Origin of the sequence: Mycolicibacterium litorale, assembly GCF_010731695.1 — a bacterium.
Taxonomy (GTDB): Bacteria; Actinomycetota; Actinomycetes; order Mycobacteriales; family Mycobacteriaceae; genus Mycobacterium; species Mycobacterium litorale.
The window spans coordinates 4241035-4257648 of sequence record NZ_AP022586.1 but is presented as its reverse complement, the minus strand read 5'-3'; the positions used below and the strand labels follow the sequence as shown (position 1 = coordinate 4257648).

16 protein-coding genes are annotated in these 16614 nt (G+C 67.9%); 15 read left to right on the top strand and 1 reads right to left on the bottom strand.

Features of this window, described 5'->3' with window-relative positions:
- Positions 1–35 precede the first annotated feature (35 nt).
- Together G6N30_RS20245 and G6N30_RS20240 are read left to right on the top strand one after the other, a co-directional pair.
- Positions 36–479, top strand: a complete 444-nt coding sequence (locus G6N30_RS20245) for an acyl-CoA thioesterase (protein WP_134058478.1) — start codon at positions 36–38, stop codon at positions 477–479.
- 16 nt (positions 480–495) lie between these two features.
- Positions 496–942, top strand: coding sequence for an SRPBCC family protein (locus tag G6N30_RS20240; protein ID WP_134058475.1), 447 nt, complete (start codon positions 496–498; stop codon positions 940–942).
- 60 nt (positions 943–1002) lie between these two features.
- Here the strand turns inward: G6N30_RS20240 and G6N30_RS20235 are convergent, their stop codons facing one another.
- A complete protein-coding gene (locus tag G6N30_RS20235) occupies positions 1003–1707 on the bottom strand; it encodes a GntR family transcriptional regulator (protein ID WP_234880281.1) in 705 nt (234 codons plus the stop codon).
- 119 nt (positions 1708–1826) lie between these two features.
- On the opposite strand from G6N30_RS20235, the gene fadD5 reads away from it, so the two are divergent.
- The 13 genes from fadD5 to G6N30_RS20170 all read left to right on the top strand — a co-directional run bounded on the left by fadD5 (position 1827) and on the right by G6N30_RS20170 (position 16613).
- Positions 1827–3500 (top strand): fatty-acid--CoA ligase FadD5, encoded by a 1674-nt coding sequence (fadD5, locus tag G6N30_RS20230; RefSeq protein WP_163687699.1) that lies wholly within the window; start codon positions 1827–1829, stop codon positions 3498–3500.
- Between the two features lie 212 nt (positions 3501–3712).
- Complete coding sequence (locus G6N30_RS20225; protein WP_134058469.1) at positions 3713–4513, top strand: MlaE family ABC transporter permease; 801 nt, start codon at positions 3713–3715, stop codon at positions 4511–4513.
- Position 4514: 1 nt separating this feature from the next.
- Entirely contained in the window at positions 4515–5408 is an 894-nt protein-coding gene (locus tag G6N30_RS20220) for an MlaE family ABC transporter permease (RefSeq protein WP_134058467.1), read from the top strand.
- Between the two features lie 2 nt (positions 5409–5410).
- Positions 5411–6631: an MCE family protein gene (locus G6N30_RS20215; protein ID WP_134058464.1), complete on the top strand. Its 1221-nt coding sequence runs from the start codon at positions 5411–5413 to the stop codon at positions 6629–6631.
- Entirely contained in the window at positions 6628–7659 is a 1032-nt protein-coding gene (locus tag G6N30_RS20210) for a virulence factor Mce family protein (RefSeq protein ID WP_059097316.1), read from the top strand. The genes G6N30_RS20215 and G6N30_RS20210 overlap by 4 nt, the downstream gene beginning before the upstream one ends.
- A complete protein-coding gene (locus G6N30_RS20205) occupies positions 7656–9242 on the top strand; it encodes a virulence factor Mce family protein (protein ID WP_059088704.1) in 1587 nt (528 codons plus the stop codon). Before G6N30_RS20210 ends, G6N30_RS20205 begins: the two co-directional genes overlap by 4 nt.
- Positions 9243–9256: 14 nt before the next feature.
- On the top strand, positions 9257–10903 hold the full coding sequence (locus G6N30_RS20200; protein WP_134058461.1) for a virulence factor Mce family protein: 1647 nt from the start codon (positions 9257–9259) through the stop codon (positions 10901–10903).
- Complete coding sequence (locus G6N30_RS20195) at positions 10903–12051, top strand: virulence factor Mce family protein (protein ID WP_059097314.1); 1149 nt, start codon at positions 10903–10905, stop codon at positions 12049–12051. The genes G6N30_RS20200 and G6N30_RS20195 overlap by 1 nt, the downstream gene beginning before the upstream one ends.
- A gap of 3 nt (positions 12052–12054) precedes the next feature.
- Entirely contained in the window at positions 12055–13614 is a 1560-nt protein-coding gene (locus tag G6N30_RS20190; protein WP_059097313.1) for a virulence factor Mce family protein, read from the top strand.
- Positions 13584–14255, top strand: coding sequence for an Rv1363c family protein (locus tag G6N30_RS20185; RefSeq protein ID WP_059097312.1), 672 nt, complete (start codon positions 13584–13586; stop codon positions 14253–14255). Before G6N30_RS20190 ends, G6N30_RS20185 begins: the two co-directional genes overlap by 31 nt.
- Positions 14252–15223, top strand: coding sequence for an RDD family protein (locus tag G6N30_RS20180; RefSeq protein ID WP_134058458.1), 972 nt, complete (start codon positions 14252–14254; stop codon positions 15221–15223). The genes G6N30_RS20185 and G6N30_RS20180 overlap by 4 nt, the downstream gene beginning before the upstream one ends.
- On the top strand, positions 15220–15771 hold the full coding sequence (locus G6N30_RS20175; protein ID WP_134058455.1) for an Rv1363c family protein: 552 nt from the start codon (positions 15220–15222) through the stop codon (positions 15769–15771). Before G6N30_RS20180 ends, G6N30_RS20175 begins: the two co-directional genes overlap by 4 nt.
- On the top strand, positions 15738–16613 hold the full coding sequence (locus tag G6N30_RS20170; RefSeq protein WP_134058452.1) for a mammalian cell entry protein: 876 nt from the start codon (positions 15738–15740) through the stop codon (positions 16611–16613). Before G6N30_RS20175 ends, G6N30_RS20170 begins: the two co-directional genes overlap by 34 nt.
- Position 16614 lies beyond the last annotated feature (1 nt).

Genomic DNA, 16614 nt, shown 5'->3' with positions numbered 1-16614 from the left:
GCTCACCAGACTGCCCCGACTGCGAAACTGACACCATGCCCGCCCACACTGAACGCCGGCCGACCGGCCCCGACTTCCCCGTGCACTGGCCGGTGCTGACCCGGTGGACCGACAACGACATGTTCGGTCACCTCAACAACGCCGTCTATTACGCGCTGTTCGACACCGCGATCAACGGGTGGATCAACACCACGGTGGGCATCGACCCGGTGACCGCGCCGTGGCTGGGCGTGGTGGCGGAATCGGGCTGCCAGTACTTCGCGGAGCTGAAGTTCCCCGACCCGCTGGTGGTGGGGCTGGCGGTGACGCGGCTCGGCAACAGCAGCGTCACCTACCGGTTGGCCTTGTTCGAGCGGGACGCGACGGAGGTCGCCGCCGTCGGGCACTGGGTGCACGTGTACGTCGACCGGGAGAACCGGCGTCCCGTCCCGATACCGGAGGCGATCAGGTCGCTGCTGGAGAAGGCGCGGGTGGAGTAGTCGATATGCTCGTCCGATGCCGATCGTGAGCAAGACCGTCGAGGTCGATGCGCCCGCCGAGGCGATCATGGCGATCGTCGCCGACTTCGAGAGGTTCCCGGAGTGGAACCCGGAGATCAAAGGATGCTGGATCCTCGCGCGTTACGACGATGGACGCCCCAGCCAGTTGCGACTCGACGTCGAGGTGCAGGGCCAGGCCGGCACGTTCATCACGGCGGTGTACTACCCCGCGGAGAACCAGATCTTCACGATGCTGCAGCAGGGCGACCACTTCGAGAAGCAGGAGCAGAGGTTCTCGGTGGTGCCGATCGGGGCGACGTCGCTGCTGACCGTCGACATGGACGTCGAGACGAAGCTCGCGATCCCGAAGCCGATGGTGAAGAAGGCGATCGGGGAGACGCTGGACTATCTGGCCGACAACCTCAAGGCCCGGGCCGAACAGTTGAGCGCGGGTAGCGCCTAGCCGCGTCGACTCTGCATCCAGGGCGCGGGCCACTCGTACTTCTCCGCCCTCACCGCAGAGTCACCGCACCTTCTCGTCCCAGAGCCCGATCTGCTCCAGCCGCGCGATCAGCCGCTGTGCACCGTCGATGAACTGTCCGGTCGTCAATCGGACCACCGTGTCCGCGTCCCGGCGCCGCAGCGCCGCGATCAACTCCCGGTGACTGGCCACCGCTTCGGCGCCCCAGCTCGGATCCGTCGCGTACAGCAGCGGCGGCAGGTACCGCGCCACATGGAGAAGGAACCACGCCAACTTGATCCGGCCGGAGGCGTGGTTGAACGCGCGGTGGAACGCGAACTCGGCGAACGCCACCTCCTCGGGATCGTGGTGTGCCACCGCCTCGGCCAGCGCATCGTTCAACCGTTCGAGTTCCTGGATCTGCGGTTCGGTGAAGCGCTCGGCCGCCGACAACGCCAGTTTCTCCGCGATCGTCGCCTGCAGCCAGAAGATGTCCTCGATGTCGCCACGCGTCATCGGCACCACGACATGTCCGCGGTGCGGTTCGAGCTGCACCATCCCCTCACCGCGCAGCGTGCGCAGTGCCTCGCGCACCGGCGTGATGCTCACCCCCAACTGCGCGGCGGTCTCGTCGAGCCGGATGAACGTCCCCGGCCGCAGCGCCCCGGTCATGATCTCCGCGCGCAGATGCGCCGCCACCTCATCGGAGAGCTGTTCACGACGGCTGGTACGCCGCTTCGCCGGACGTGATCTCACGGGCGCGTTCACGATGCTCTCCGGTTCTCGGGCGGGATCAAGCGAGGGTTGTCCACGAGCCGCCGAGGCCATAGTGTGACCGAGGCCATCCAATGTTTGATCAAATATCAACGACACGCAACCCCGAGACGATGGAGCCACCGCCGTTGACCCCCGAGCCCAGCGCCTCTGAGCAGCCGTATCTCGCACGCAGGCAGAACTGGACCAACCAGCTCTCTCGCCACGCCCTGATGCAGCCCGGGGCCACCGCGCTGCGCTTCATGGGCCGGACCACCACCTGGGGCGAGCTCGACCAGCGCGTCACCAAGCTCGCCGGCGCCCTGAGCCGCCGCGGCATCGGCTTCGGCGACCGGGTGCTCATCCTCATGCTCAACCGCACCGAGTTCATCGAGTCGTTCCTCGCGGCCAACAAACTCGGCGCGATCGCCGTGCCCGTGAACTTCCGCATGACCCCGCCCGAGATCGCGTTCCTGGTCAGCGACTGCGCCGCCCGGGTGGTCGTCACCGAAGCCGTCCTGGCCCCCGTCGCCACAGCCGTCCGAGACCTCGATCCCACGCTCGAGACCGTGATCGTCGCCGGCGGCGCCACCGAGTCCGCCTCCGATAAACCGGTCCTGGGTTATGACGACCTGATCGCCGAACCCGGTGAGGCGCCCGCCCCGGTCGACATCCCCAACGATTCGCCCGCGCTGATCATGTACACCTCGGGCACGACCGGGCGCCCGAAGGGCGCGGTCCTCACCCACGTCAACATCGCCGGGCAGGCGATGACATTCCTCTTCACCAACGGTGTGGACCTCAACCACGACGTCGGCTTCATCGGCGTCCCGCTGTTCCACATCGCCGGGATCGGCAACATGATCGTCGGCCTGCTCCTCGGCCGGCCGACCGTCCTCTACCCGCTGGGCGCGTTCGACCCCGGCGCCCTGCTCGACGTGCTCGCCGAAGAACAGGTGACCGGCATCTTCCTGGTCCCCGCTCAGTGGCAGGCGGTGTGCGCGGCGCAGCGGGCCAATCCGCGCGACCTCAAGCTGCGGGTGCTGTCCTGGGGCGCCGCCCCGGCATCGGACACCCTGCTGCGCGACATGGCCGAGACGTTCCCCGGCGCGCAGATCCTCGCCGCGTTCGGCCAGACGGAGATGTCTCCGGTGACCTGCATGCTCCTGGGCGAGGACGCACTGCGCAAACTCGGCTCCGTGGGCAAGGTCATCCCCACGGTCTCCGCGCGCATCGTCGACGAGGACATGAACGACGTGCCGATCGGTCAGGTCGGCGAGATCGTCTACCGCGCGCCGACCCTGATGGCCGGCTACTGGAACAACCCGAAAGCCACCGCCGAGGCGTTCGCGGGCGGCTGGTTCCACTCCGGCGACCTGGTCCGCCAGGACGAGGAGGGCTACATCTGGGTCGTCGACCGCAAGAAGGACATGATCATCTCCGGCGGGGAGAACATCTACTGCGCCGAGATCGAGAACGTGCTCGCCGCGCACCCCGCCATCGCCGAGGTGGCCGTCATCGGACGGCCCCACGAGAAGTGGGGTGAGGTCCCGGTCGCCGTCGTCGCCGTGGACCCCGCGGGGAGGCAGCAGGGGCTGTCGCTGGCCGATCTCGACGATTTCCTGACCGAGCGGCTTGCCCGGTACAAACATCCGAAGGCCCTCGAGATCGTCGAGGCGCTCCCCCGCAACCCTGCGGGCAAGGTCCTCAAAACGGAGCTACGGCAGCGCTACGCCGGCAACCAGCCGATTGACGCTGGCGAAAGTTCCACTGCCGCAACGCCTTCGGGCGCTCGGTCGGACAGTTAGCTGATGGAGACGGGTTTGCTAACGGTTAGGTGCCCAATCCGGCCGATGCGGTACACGGTCGCGAAACCATCGGGTACAGTCCTGTGGTCTCACTTACTACTTGTGAGTAGGGAGACAGTCGTCACTAGGGTCGGGATGGGGCAAGGAGGCGGCGTGCGACAGGTTCTGCCGTTGCGCCACGGGTTTGACGGTTCCGGCATGGGAGCGCACTCGTGACCGCCTCCAGTGGCGGGCTGACAGGATACGTACGCGATCAGGTGAGGCCCGGGCTCGAGGCCGTCGGCGGCTTCGTGCGCATGTGCGTGCTCACCGGCAAGGCGCTGTTCCGGCCGCCCTTCCAATGGCGCGAGTTCATCCTGCAGGCCTGGTTCCTGTTCCGGGTGTCCTTCCTGCCCACGGTCGCGGTGTCCGTCCCGCTGACCGTGCTGATCATCTTCACGCTGAACATCCTGCTCGCGGAGTTCGGCGCCGCCGACGTCTCCGGTGCCGGTGCCGCGCTCGGCGCGGTCACCCAGCTCGGACCGTTGGTCACGGTGCTGGTGGTGGCCGGTGCGGGCTCCACCGCGATCTGCGCCGACCTCGGCGCCCGCACCATCCGCGAGGAGATCGACGCCCTCGAGGTGCTCGGCATCGACCCGATCCACCGCCTGGTGGTCCCGCGCGTCGTCGCCTCCACCTTCGTCGCGCTGCTGCTCAACGGCGCGGTCATCACGATCGGCCTGGTCGGCGGCTTCATCTTCGGCGTCTACATCCAGAACGTCTCGGCGGGCGCCTACGTCTCCACGCTGACGCTGGTGACCGGCCTGCCCGAGGTGCTGATCTCGGTCGTCAAGGCCACCACGTTCGGCCTGATCGCCGGCCTGGTCGGCTGCTACCGCGGCCTGACCGTCGGCGGCGGCGCCAAGGGCGTCGGCACCGGCGTGAACGAGACCCTGGTCCTCTGCGTGGTCGCGCTGTTCGCGGTCAACGTCGTGCTGACGACCATCGGCGTGCGGTTCGGAACGGGGCGCTGACATGGCAACCACATCTCAGGCGAACACCAGCACCGGAACCGTCCTCCGGCAGCGCTTCCCCCGTGGCTACGCCCGGGCCGAGAAGCTCGTCGCCGCGCCGTCGCGCGGTCTGGACAGCGTCGGCCACGTCGCCTGGTTCGTCGTCACCGCCGTCGGCTCGATCGGCCACGCGCTGCGGTACTACCGCAAGGAAGTGCTCCGGCTGATCGCCGAGATCGGCATGGGCACCGGCGCGATGGCCGTCATCGGCGGCACCGTCGCGATCGTCGGTTTCGTCACCCTCTCCGGTGGCTCGCTGATCGCCATCCAGGGCTTCGCCTCCCTGGGCAACATCGGTGTGGAGGCGTTCACCGGCTTCTTCGCCGCACTGGTCAACGTGCGTATCGCCGCACCCGTGGTGTCCGGTCAGGCGCTGGCAGCCACCGTCGGCGCGGGGGCGACCGCCGAACTCGGCGCCATGCGCATCAGCGAGGAGATCGACGCCCTCGAGGTGATGGGCATCAAGTCCATCTCGTACCTCGTCTCCACCCGCATCATGGCCGGCTTCATCGTGATCATCCCGCTGTACGCGATGGCGATCATCATGAGCTTCCTGTCAGCGCAGGTCACCACGACGCTTTTCTACGGGCAGTCGACCGGCACCTACGAGCACTACTTCCGAACGTTCCTACGACCCGACGACGTCGCGTGGTCGTTCGTGCAGGCGATCGTCATCTCGATCATCGTCATGCTCAACCACTGCTACTACGGCTACTTCGCCAGCGGCGGCCCGGTGGGCGTCGGTGAGGCGGTCGGCCGGTCGATGCGGGCTTCGCTGATCGCGATCGTGCTGGTGGTCCTGTTGGCCTCGTTGGCGCTGTACGGCACCGACCCGAACTTCAACCTCACGGTGTAGCGATGAGCTCTCCCCAAGCGCCGGTCAACAATCCGCGCAAGCCTCCTTACAAGCTCGCCGGACTCGTTCTGCTGCTCGTCTTCGCCGTCGTCGCGACGGTGGTGTGGTTTCAGTTCCGCGGCGACTTCGCTTCGCGCGAGAAGCTGACCATGATGGCCGCCCGCGCCGGCCTGAACCTCGACCCCGGCACCAAGGTCACCTACAACGGTGTGGAGATCGGCCGCGTCGCCGAGGTCAACGCGGTCAGCGTCGGCAACGATCCCCGGGCCAGGATCACGCTCGAGGTCGACACGAAGTACATGCAGCTGATCCCGGCGAACGTGCTTGCGGACATCTCGGCGACCACGGTGTTCGGCAACAAGTACGTCTCGTTCACCACGCCGCCCGACCCGGTCCCGCAGCGGATCAAGTCCACCGACGTCATCGACGTGACCAGCGTGACGACGGAGTTCAACACGCTGTTCGAGACCGTCGTGTCGGTGGCGGAGAAGGTGGACCCGGTCAAGCTGAACCAGACCCTGACCGCGACCGCGCAGGCCCTGGACGGCCTCGGCGACCGCTTCGGCGAGTCGATCGTCAACGGCAACGCGATCCTGGCCGACCTCAACCCGCAGATGCCGCAGATCCGACGGGACGTCCGCGGGCTGGCCGACCTCGGCGAGGTGTACGCCAACGCCGCCCCCGATCTGTTCGACGGGCTGGAGAATGCGGTGACCACGGCCCGCACGCTCAACGAACAGCGCGGCAACCTCGATCAGGCGCTCATCGCGGCGGTCGGCTTCGGCAACACCGGCGGTGAGGTGTTCGAACGTGGTGGTCCCTACCTGGTCCGCGGTGCGGAGGACCTCATCCCGACGAGTGCGCTGCTCGACGAGTACAGCCCCGCGCTGTTCTGCACGATCCGCAACTTCCACGACGTGGAGCCGAAGATCTCGTCGTCGCTGGGCGGGAACGGCTATTCGCTCAACACCCACTCCGAGGCCCTCGGCGCGGGCAACCCGTACGTGTACCCGGACAACCTGCCGCGCGTGAACGCCAAGGGTGGTCCGGAGGGGCGGCCCGGCTGCTGGCAGCCCATCACCCGGGATCTGTGGCCCGCGCCGTACCTGGTCCTCGACACAGGCGCCTCCCTTGCGCCGTACAACCATCTCGAACTCGGTCAACCGATCGCCATCGAATACGTCTGGGGACGCCAGATCGGGGAGAACACGATCAACCCATGAAAATCACCGGTACCGCACTCAAACTCGGCGCCTTCTCGCTGGTGCTGCTGCTGTTCACCGCGATCATCATCGTGGTGTTCGGTCAGATGCGTTTCGATCGCACCACCGGCTACTCGGCGATCTTCACCAATGTCAGCGGCCTGCGGCCCGGCCAGTTCGTCCGCGCCTCCGGCGTCGAGGTCGGCAAGGTCTCCAAGATCGAGCTGATCGAAGGGGGCAGCCGGGTCAAGGTCGACTTCAAGGTCGACCGGTCCCTGCCCCTGTTCGACGAGTCCACCGCGTCGGTGCGCTACCTGAACCTGATCGGCGACCGCTACCTCGAACTCAAGCGCGGCGACAGCGATCGGAAGATGCCCTCCGGCGGCACCATCCCGGTCGAGCGCACCGAACCCGCGCTGGACCTCGACGCGCTCATCGGCGGTTTCCGCCCGCTGTTCCGGGCGCTCGACCCGGAGAAGGTCAACAACATCGCCAGGTCGATCATCACGGTATTCCAGGGGCAGGGCGGCACCATCAACGACATCCTCGACCAGACCGCGTCGCTGACGTCGGCGCTGGCCGATCGAGACCAGGCGATCGGTGAGGTGATCCGCAACCTCAACACCGTGCTCGACACCACCGTCAGGCACCAGGAGCAGTTCGACGAAACGCTGGTGAACTTCGAGCGGCTCATCACCGGTTTGAAGAACCGCGCCGACCCGATCGCGTCGTCGGTCGCCGACATCAGCGACGCCGCGGGCACCGTGGCCGACCTGCTCGCCGAGAACCGGCCGCTGCTGCAGGACACGGTCGGCTACCTGGAGGCCACCCAGCAGCCGCTGGTCGAGCAGAAGGGTCAGCTCAATGACATCCTCGTCCGGTTGCCGAACGCGTTGAAGATCATCGGCCGCGCCGGCGGCGTGTACGGCGACTTCTTCAACTTCTACGCCTGCGACGTGACGCTCAAGCTCAATGGCCTGCAGCCGGGCGGGCCGGTGCGCACCGTCAAGGTGTGGGGTCAGCCCACGGGTAGGTGCACTCCGCAATGAGAACGCTCGAGGGATCGAACCGCCTCCGCGGCGGGTTGATGGGCATCATCATCCTGGTGCTCGTCGTCGGGGTCGGACAGAGCTTCGCCAGCGTGCCTATGCTGTTCGCCAAGCCGAGGTACTTCGCGCAGTTCGGCGACACCGGCGGCATCAACCCCGGCGACAAGGTCCGCATCGCCGGCGTCGACGTCGGCGAGGTGCTCAAGACCGAGATCGAGGGCGACAAGGTCGTCGTCGGCTTCACGCTGGGCGGTACGCAGATCGGCAGTGACAGCCGCGCGGCGATTCGCACGGATACGATTCTGGGCCGCAAGAACATCGAGATCGAGCCGCGTGGGTCGACTGCGCTGGAGGCGAACGGAATTCTGCCGCTGGGGCAGACGACCACGCCGTACCAGATCTACGACGCGTTCTTCGACCTCACCAAGTCGGCATCCGGCTGGGACACCACATCGGTGCGCGAGTCGCTCAATGTGCTGTCGGAGACGATCGACCAGACCTATCCGCACCTGAGCGCGGCGCTCGACGGGGTGGCCCGCTTCTCCGACACCATCGGTAAGCGCGACGAGCAGCTCAAACAGCTGCTGGCCAATGCCAACAAGATCGCCGGGGTGCTGGGTGAGCGCAGCGGTCAGGTGAATGCGCTGCTGGTCAACGCGCAGACCCTGCTGGCCGCGATCAACGAGCGCAGCTACGCCGTCGGCCAGCTGCTGGAGCGGGTGTCGGCGTTCTCGGAGCAGGTCGAGGGCTTCATCGACGACAACCCGAACCTCAACAGGGTGCTCGAGCAGCTGCGCGTGATCAGCGACATCCTCGTCGAGCGCAAATTCGACCTGGTCGACGTGCTGACCACGCTGAGCAAGTTCACCGCATCGCTGGCCGAGGCCTTCGCGTCCGGCCCGTACTTCAAGGTCATGCTGGTCAACCTGGCGCCCTACTGGATCCTGCAGCCGTACGTCGACGCGGCGTTCAAGAAGCGCGGCATCGACCCGCAGAAGTTCTGGCGTGACGCCGGTCTGCCGGCCTACCAGTTCCCGGATCCGAACGGGGTGCGTCAGCCCAACGGTGCGCCGCCGCCTGCGCCGGCGACCCTGCAGGGCACTCCGGAGTACCCGAATCCCGCGGTGCCGAGGGGCGACCCATGTTCCTACACCCCGCCGGCCGACGGCCTGCCCACACCGGGCAATCCGCTGCCGTGTGCGGACCTGAGCGTCGGCCCGTTCGGCGACAATCCCTACGGTCCGAACTACCACGGCCGGCCCAACGTGGCGACGTCGGAGCCGAACCCGAACGGCATGTTGCCCACTCCCGGCGTCGCCAGTTCCGGGGTGCCGGGTCAGCAGGCGCCCGTGGTGCCGGGTACGCCCGTGCCGCTGCCGCCGGCCCCGCCGGGTGCGCGCAACGAGCCGCCGGGACCGTTCCCCGGTCCGACGGCCGTAGGCGGTCAGGTGAACAACGTGCCGCCGCCGCCGGCGCTGCCGGGTCCGCCGCCGCCGCCGGGGCCGGGCCAGCAGCTGTCGCCCGCCCAGACGGGTCCGCTGCCGGGCAATCCACCGTTCCTCCCGCCGGGATCTCAACAATGACGGGGGCCTGATCAATGTCAACGATCTTCAACGTGCGGAACATGAAGATGCCGACGTTGTCACGCGCTTCGGTGATCATCGGCACGCTTGTCGTGGTGCTGGCGCTGGTGGCCGCGTTCGCGGGCTGGCAGCTGTACAAGAGGCTGTCCACGAACACCGTCGTGGCGTACTTCTCCGACACCCTGGCGCTGTACCCCGGCGACAAGGTGCAGATCATGGGTGTGCGGGTCGGCACGATCGACAAGATCGAACCGGCGGGCGACAAGATGAAGGTGACCTTCAGCTACGAGTCGAAGTACAAGGTGCCCGCGAACGCCACCGCGTCGATCCTCAACCCGAGCCTGGTGGCCTCGCGCACCATTCAGCTGGCCCCGCCGTACACGGGCGGCCCGGTCATGGAGGATGACGCGGTCATCCCGATCGACCGCACCCAGGTGCCCGTCGAGTACGACGAGCTGCGTGACTCGCTCGACCGCATCCTCACCGACCTCGGCCCCACGCCGGACCAGCCCAAGGGTCCGTTCGGTGACGTGATCGAGTCCTTCGCCGACGGTCTGTCCGGCAAGGGAAAGCAGATCAACACGACGTTGAACAGCCTCTCGGAGGCGCTGACCACCCTCAACGAGGGCCGCGGTGACTTCTTCAGCGTGGTCAAGAGCCTCGCGTTGTTCGTCAACGCGCTCTACCGCAGCGATCAGCAGTTCGTCGCCCTCAATGACGACCTGGCGCAGTTCACCAACTCGTTCACCAACACCGACCGCGAGCTGGCGACCGCGCTGCAGGACCTCAACGAGCTGCTCACCACCACGCGCGGGTTCCTCGACGAGAACAGTGAGGTCCTGACCAAGGACATCAACAACCTCGCCGACGTGACCAACGCGATCCTGCAGCCCGAACCGCTCGACGGTCTGGAAACGGGTCTGCACGTGTTACCGAACCTGGGCGGCAACATCCTCAACATCAGCTCACCGGTCAACGGCGGCATCGTCGGTGTGCCGGTCATCAACGGCATGGCCAACCCGATGCAGTTCATCTGCAGTGCGATCCAGGCGGGCAGCCGGCTGGGCTACCAGGAGTCGGCGGAACTGTGCGCGCAGTACCTGGCGCCGATCCTCGATGCGCTGAAGTTCAACTTCCCGCCGTTCGGGTTGAACCAGATCAGCACGGCCATGACGTTGCCGAAGATGATCGCCTACTCCGAGGACCGGCTGCGCCCGCCGCCGGGATACAAGGACACCACGGTGCCCGGCATCTTCTCCCGCGACACGTTGTTCTCCCACGGCAACCACGAGCCCGGCTGGGTCGTCGCCCCGGGGATGCAGGGCGTCGACGTGCAGCCGTTCACCGCGAACATGCTGACGCCGCAGTCGCTGGCCGCGCTGCTCGGCGGACCCGACGCGCCGATCCCGGGTGCACCGCCCGCGTTCGGCACCACGCGCGACGGCAACCTGCCCGGCCCGCCGAACGCCTTCGACGAACGCAATCCGTTGCCGCCGCCGTGGTACCCGCAACCCGGCCCGCCGCCCGCACCCGCCCCGGGTGTCATCCCGGGCGACCCCGGGGGCTCCCCGCTGTCGGGTCCGGCGCCAGGACCCGCGCCCGCCGCGCAGGCACCCGCACCGGCAGGCCCGCCGTTGCCCGCTGAAGCAGGAGCGCCGTGATGAAGCACAGGATCCGTCGTCTCGCCACCCGCACGGTCGCGCTCGCCGTGGCCGCGGTGGTGCTGACGTCGTGCGGTTCGTGGAAGGGCATCGCGAACGTGCCGTTGCCCGGCGGTCCGGGCACCGGCGGCGATGCCATGACGGTGTACGTCCAGATGCCGGACACGTTGGCGCTCAACGTCAACAGCCGGGTCCGGGTGGCCGACGTCTTCGTCGGGACCGTCCGCGCGATCGAGCTGAAGAACTGGGTCGCAACCCTCAAGCTGGGCATCCAGCCGGGTGTCGAACTGCCGTCCAACGCGCTGGCCAAGATCGGTCAGACCAGCCTCCTGGGGTCCCAGCACGTCGAGCTGGAGGCACCACCGGATCCGTCGTCGGAGCCGCTTCGCGACGGGGACACCATCCCGCTGAAGAACGCCTCGGCGTTCCCCACCACCGAGCGGGTGCTCGCCAGCATCGCGACGATCCTGCGCGGCGGAGGCATCCCCAACCTCGAGGTGATCCAGACCGAGGTGAACAACCTGCTGACCGGGCGGGCGGAGCAGATCCGCGAGTTCCTCGGCCGGCTCGACGTGTTCACCGACGAGCTCAACCAGCAGCGTGAAGACCTCACCCGCGCCATCGACTCGACGAACCGGTTGCTCAACATCGTGGCGAGCCGCAACGACACCCTCGACCGTGTGCTCACCGAGTTCCCGCCGCTGATCGAGCACTTCGCCGAGACGCGGGATCTGTTCGCCGACGCCGTGATCGCGGTGGGCCGCATCAGCCGCGCGGCCGACACCTACCTCGGCCAGGCCCAGGACCCCCTGAACACCAACCTGCAGAACCTGCAGCGTCCGCTCAAGCAGTTGGCCAGGTCGTCGCCGTACCTGATCGGTGCGCTCAAGCTGATGCTGACCGCCCCGTTCAGCATCGAGAACATCCCGAAGGTGGTGCGCGGGGACTACATCAACGTGTCGCTGAACGTGGACCTGACGTTGTCGGCCCTCGATAACGCTTTCCTGTCCGGCACCGGTGTGTCGGGTATGGCCCGCGCGCTCGAACAGTCGTGGGGCCGCGACCCGGCGACAATGATCCCGGACGTGCGCTTCACGCCGAACGCGCACAGCGCACCGAACGGACCGCTGGTCGAAAGGGGTGAGTGAGCGGTGCTGACTCGCTTCATCAAGATCCAGCTGATCATCTTCACGGTGCTGACGGTGATCGCGCTCGCGGTGCTCGGCTGGTATTACCTGCGGGTGCCCAGCCTGGTCGGGATCGGGCAGTACACGCTGCACGCCGAACTGCCGAGGTCGGGCGGCCTCTACTCAACCGCCAACGTCACCTACCGCGGCACGACGATCGGCAAGGTCACCGCGGTCGAGCCCACCGAGCGCGCCGCCAAGGCGACGATGAGCATCGACAACCGGTACAGGATCCCGGTCGATGCGAGCGCCAACGTGCACTCGGTCTCGGCCATCGGTGAGCAGTACCTCGACCTGGTGTCGACCGGCAACCCGGGCCAGTACTTCAGCGACGGGCAGACCATCACCAAGAGCACGGTGCCCAGCGAGGTGGGACCCGCACTCGATGCGGCCAACGAGGGCCTTGCCGTGCTGCCCAGGGAGAAGATCGACGCGCTGCTCACCGAGACCGCGGACGCGGTCGGCGGCCTCGGCCCGTCGTTGCAGCGGCTGGTGGACTCCACCACGTTGATCGCCCAGGACTTCAAGGACAACCTGGGTCCGGTCAACGACATCATCGCGAATTCGGCGCCGATCCTGGAGAGCCAGGTGAACTCCGGCGACAACATCGCGCAGTGGTCGCGCAACCTGAACATCCTGGCGGCCCAGTCGGCCGAACAGGACGCCGCACTGCGCAGCGGGCTGCAGCAGGCCGCGCCGACCGCCGACCAGCTCAACGCGGTGTTCAGCGGCGTGCGGGACTCGTTGCCGCAGACGCTGGCCAATCTGGCCGTGGTCATCGACATGCTCAAGCGCTACAACAAGGGCCTGGAACAGGCCCTGGTGGTGCTGCCGCAGGGCGCGTCGGTCGCGCAGGCGGGCACGATCTTCGAGGGCGAGGGCCTGCTGCACTTCGGTCTGTCGATCAACCAGCCGCCGCCGTGTCTGACCGGGTTCCTGCCCGCATCGGAGTGGCGTGCGCCGGCCGACACCAGCATGAAAGAGCTGCCGTCGGGCACCTACTGCAAGATCCCGAAGGACTTCCAGGCCAACGTCGTCCGCGGTGCGCGCAACTATCCGTGCGCCGACGTGCCGGGTAAGCGGGCGGCGACGCCGAAGGAGTGCCGCAGCGACGAACCGTACGTGCCGCTGGGCACCAACCCCTGGTACGGCGATCCGAATCAGATCCGCGACTGCCCGGCCGCCGGTGCCCGCTGCAACCAGCCGGTGCACCCGGGCCGCAACGGCGTGATCCCCGCCCCGTCGATCAACAACGGGATGAACCCGCTGCCCGCCGATCAGCTCCCGCAGCCGCCGTCGCCGGTCAGCGACCCGTTGAGCCCGCCGGGGCAGGGCCGCGTCCAGTGCAGTGGACAGCAGCCCAACCCCTGCATCTACACTCCGGCACCAGGACCACCGGGAACCGCTGTGTACAACCCAGCCAGTGGCGAGGTGGTCGGACCTGACGGCGTCAAGTACAACGTCAGCAATTCGAGCAACCCAGGAGACGACGGATGGAAGGAGATGCTGGCACCCGCCAGCTGAACCCCACCGATGCTGAGGAAACGCCGGACCAGTCGGTAGCAGTATCTTCAGACGACCCAGCCAACCCCACAACCGAATCCCCCGTCGAGGACAGCCCCGAGGCGCACACCGGTGTGCTGACCGGGGACGACGGGCGGCGCCCGCCGCGCCTGGGCCGCGGATGGCTGGCGGCGATCTGCCTCGTGCTCCTGCTGCTCGGCGCCGGTGCCGGCGTCGGCGGATACCTGGCGATGCGGTCGCACCAGGACAGCGCGGAACTCGCGTCGAACGAGGCCGCCGCCCTGGCGGCCGCGCGGGACTGCGTGGCAGCCACCCACGCTCCGGACGCGGCGGCGATGACCGAGAGCCAGGCCAAGATCCTCGAGTGCTCGACGGGCGACTTCGGCGTACAGGCCGGGTTGTACGGCGGGCTGCTCGTCGACGCCTACCGTGCCGCCAACGTGCAGGTGCAGGTGTCCGACATGCGCGCGGCGGTGGAGAAGCACAACGACGACGGGTCCATCGACGTGCTGGTCGCGGTGCGGGTCAAGGTGACCAACTCCGAGGCCGCCGACCAGGAGCAGGGATATCGCCTCCGGGTCCAGATGGCTCCCGACGAAGGCGCGTACAAAGTCGCCAAACTCGACCAGGTGACCTCATGACGGCGGTCGTCGACGCGCCGCCGGAGGCCCCGATCGCCGAGACGGTGCCCGCCGAGCCGCTCGCCAGGTGGCACGTGCGGGCGGGCGCCCTCGCGGTCGACGTGCTGCCGGGCCTGGCCGTGGTCGCGACGACCGCGCCGTGGTTCCTGGCGGGCCCGCGGATCGGGTGGTCGTGGTGGGTGCTGACGGCGGTGGCCGTACTGGCGCTGCTCGCGGTGATCGTCAACCGGGTGCTGGTGCCTTCGCTGACCGGTTGGACGCTGGGCCGCGCGCTGGTCGGGATCCGCGTGGTGCGGCGCGACGGCGGCGAGGCCGGGCTGGGCCGACTGCTGCTGCGCGAACTGGCGCACCTCCTCGACACCGCGGGCCTCTTCGTCGGATGGCTGTGGCCGCTGTGGGACCGGCGCAACCGCACCTTCGCGGACCTGCTGGTGCGCACCGAGGCGCGCCCCGTCGTACGCCCGGAGCGCGATATGCGCCGGTTCACCGCCAAGGTGCTGATCGGTGTCGTCGTGGTGGCCGCCGTCGCGGTGGCCGTGACCTACCTGACGGTCTACCGGCAGGAACAGGCGCTCGACCAGTCGCGGGCACAGATCGCCGAGCAGGGGCCGCGGATCGTCGAGCAGATGCTGAGCTTCGGCGTGGAGACCATGGACGAGGACTTCAGCCGGGCGCAGTCGCTGACCACCGAGGCCTACCGGCCGCAGTTGGTGGCGCAGCAGGACGTCGCGCGCAAGGCCGGGGCGACCACCAACGAATACTGGGCGGTCAGCAGCGCCGTGCTGTCGTCGTCGAAGAACGAGGCGGCGATGCTGCTCGCGATGCAGGGGCAGCGCGGCACCAAGGCCGAGGACCTGAAGTTCATCACCGCGACGGTGCGCGTGGACTTCGACAAGATCGGTGACAACTGGCGTGTCGACAGCCTGGCGGTGCTCAAGGCACCGGCGATGCAGGGAGGTGGTCAGTGAGCCCGCGCCGCAGAGTCGACGCCGACGAAAAGGACTTCTTCGCGGTGTCGCCGAGGCCGCCGCGCCGGTGGGGTCTGCCGCTGATCGCCGCGCTGGCGGGGGTGCTGCTCGCCGCGGCGGTGGGTTGGAGCACGTTCATGCTGGTTTCACATGAAACCGACCGGCGCGCCGAACTGCGCGACGCCGCCGCACTGGATTACGTGCGGAGCTTCATGACGACCTACACCACGCTGGACCCGTTCAACGCCAACGCCTACGCCGACCGTGTGCTGGCGCAGGGCACCGGCGACTTCGCGAAGATGTTCAAAGAGAAGATGAACGAGATCGTGATCCAGGTGGCCCGCGCCGAACCCACGGAGGGCAAAGTGGTCGAGGCCGGCGTGCAGCGCTGGAACGACAACGGCAGCGTCGACGTGCTGGTGGCCACCACGACGACATCGAAGACACCGGACGGTAAGCAGACGATCGAGAGCGGCAACCGTTGGGTGGCGACCACGACTCAGGAGGGACAGCAGTGGAAGATCAGCCAGCTGATTCAGGTGATCTGACCACCGATCCCCAGCGCAAGCGGCGGTGGTCGTTCCGGCGCAACAAAACCGTTGCGCCCCAGCCTGATCCGAAGGTCGAAGCCGCTGCCGACACGGTGGTGCCCGAGGAGCCCGCGCCGCGGGTACCGACGGGCAAGTCGCGTCGGACGCCGAAGCCGGCCCCGGTGTCCGGCCTGGAGACCGAGCAGGATGTCGCTGAGCCCCCCGCCACCGAGCGCGAAGTCACCGAGTCCGACCCCACCGAGCCTGAAGCCGACCCCACCGAGCCCGAGTCGGAAACCGCTGAGACGGAACCGCAACCGGAACCGGTCCTCGTTCCGCACCGTCCGGCGGGCAAGCGGCTGTTGACTGCGGCCGCCGCCGCGTCGGTGCTCTTCGTCGGGGCGGCCGCATTCGCCGGCGCCACCCTCCAGCCGTATCTTGCCGACCGCGCCGCTGTCGACACGAAACTGGACATCGCCCGCACGGCGGCCGAAGCCATCACCACCCTGTGGAGCTACACCCCGGACGACATGGCGTCGCTGCCCGACCGCTCGTCGCGTTATCTCGCAGGCGATTTCGCCACGGAGTATCGCCGGTACATCGACGCGATCGTGTCGACGAACCAGCAGGCGAAGGTGACGAATCAGACGCAGGTGATGGGCACGGCCGTCGAGAGCCTCACGCCGACGGAGGCCACCGCCCTGGTGTACACGAACTCGGTGTCGACCAGCCCAGTGAGCAAGAACGTGCCGTCGCTGCGCTACCTGTCCTACCGGTTGACCATGGAGCGCGACGGCTCGGACTGGCTGATCACCGGGATGAACGCGGTGACCAAGCTGGATCTCACACCGCAGATCTAGC

Excerpts from the sequence above, each read along its gene's own strand:
- G6N30_RS20245 (WP_134058478.1), top strand. The coding sequence starts at position 36 with ATGCCCGCCCACACTGAACGCCGGCCGACCGGCCCCGACTTCCCCGTG.
- G6N30_RS20240 (WP_134058475.1), top strand. The coding sequence starts at position 496 with ATGCCGATCGTGAGCAAGACCGTCGAGGTCGATGCGCCCGCCGAGGCG.
- fadD5 (WP_163687699.1), top strand. The coding sequence starts at position 1,827 with ATGGAGCCACCGCCGTTGACCCCCGAGCCCAGCGCCTCTGAGCAGCCG.
- G6N30_RS20220 (WP_134058467.1), top strand. The coding sequence starts at position 4,515 with ATGGCAACCACATCTCAGGCGAACACCAGCACCGGAACCGTCCTCCGG.
- G6N30_RS20215 (WP_134058464.1), top strand. The coding sequence starts at position 5,411 with ATGAGCTCTCCCCAAGCGCCGGTCAACAATCCGCGCAAGCCTCCTTAC.
- G6N30_RS20210 (WP_059097316.1), top strand. The coding sequence starts at position 6,628 with ATGAAAATCACCGGTACCGCACTCAAACTCGGCGCCTTCTCGCTGGTG.
- G6N30_RS20205 (WP_059088704.1), top strand. The coding sequence starts at position 7,656 with ATGAGAACGCTCGAGGGATCGAACCGCCTCCGCGGCGGGTTGATGGGC.
- G6N30_RS20200 (WP_134058461.1), top strand. The coding sequence starts at position 9,257 with ATGTCAACGATCTTCAACGTGCGGAACATGAAGATGCCGACGTTGTCA.
- G6N30_RS20195 (WP_059097314.1), top strand. The coding sequence starts at position 10,903 with ATGAAGCACAGGATCCGTCGTCTCGCCACCCGCACGGTCGCGCTCGCC.
- G6N30_RS20185 (WP_059097312.1), top strand. The coding sequence starts at position 13,584 with ATGGAAGGAGATGCTGGCACCCGCCAGCTGAACCCCACCGATGCTGAG.
- G6N30_RS20180 (WP_134058458.1), top strand. The coding sequence starts at position 14,252 with ATGACGGCGGTCGTCGACGCGCCGCCGGAGGCCCCGATCGCCGAGACG.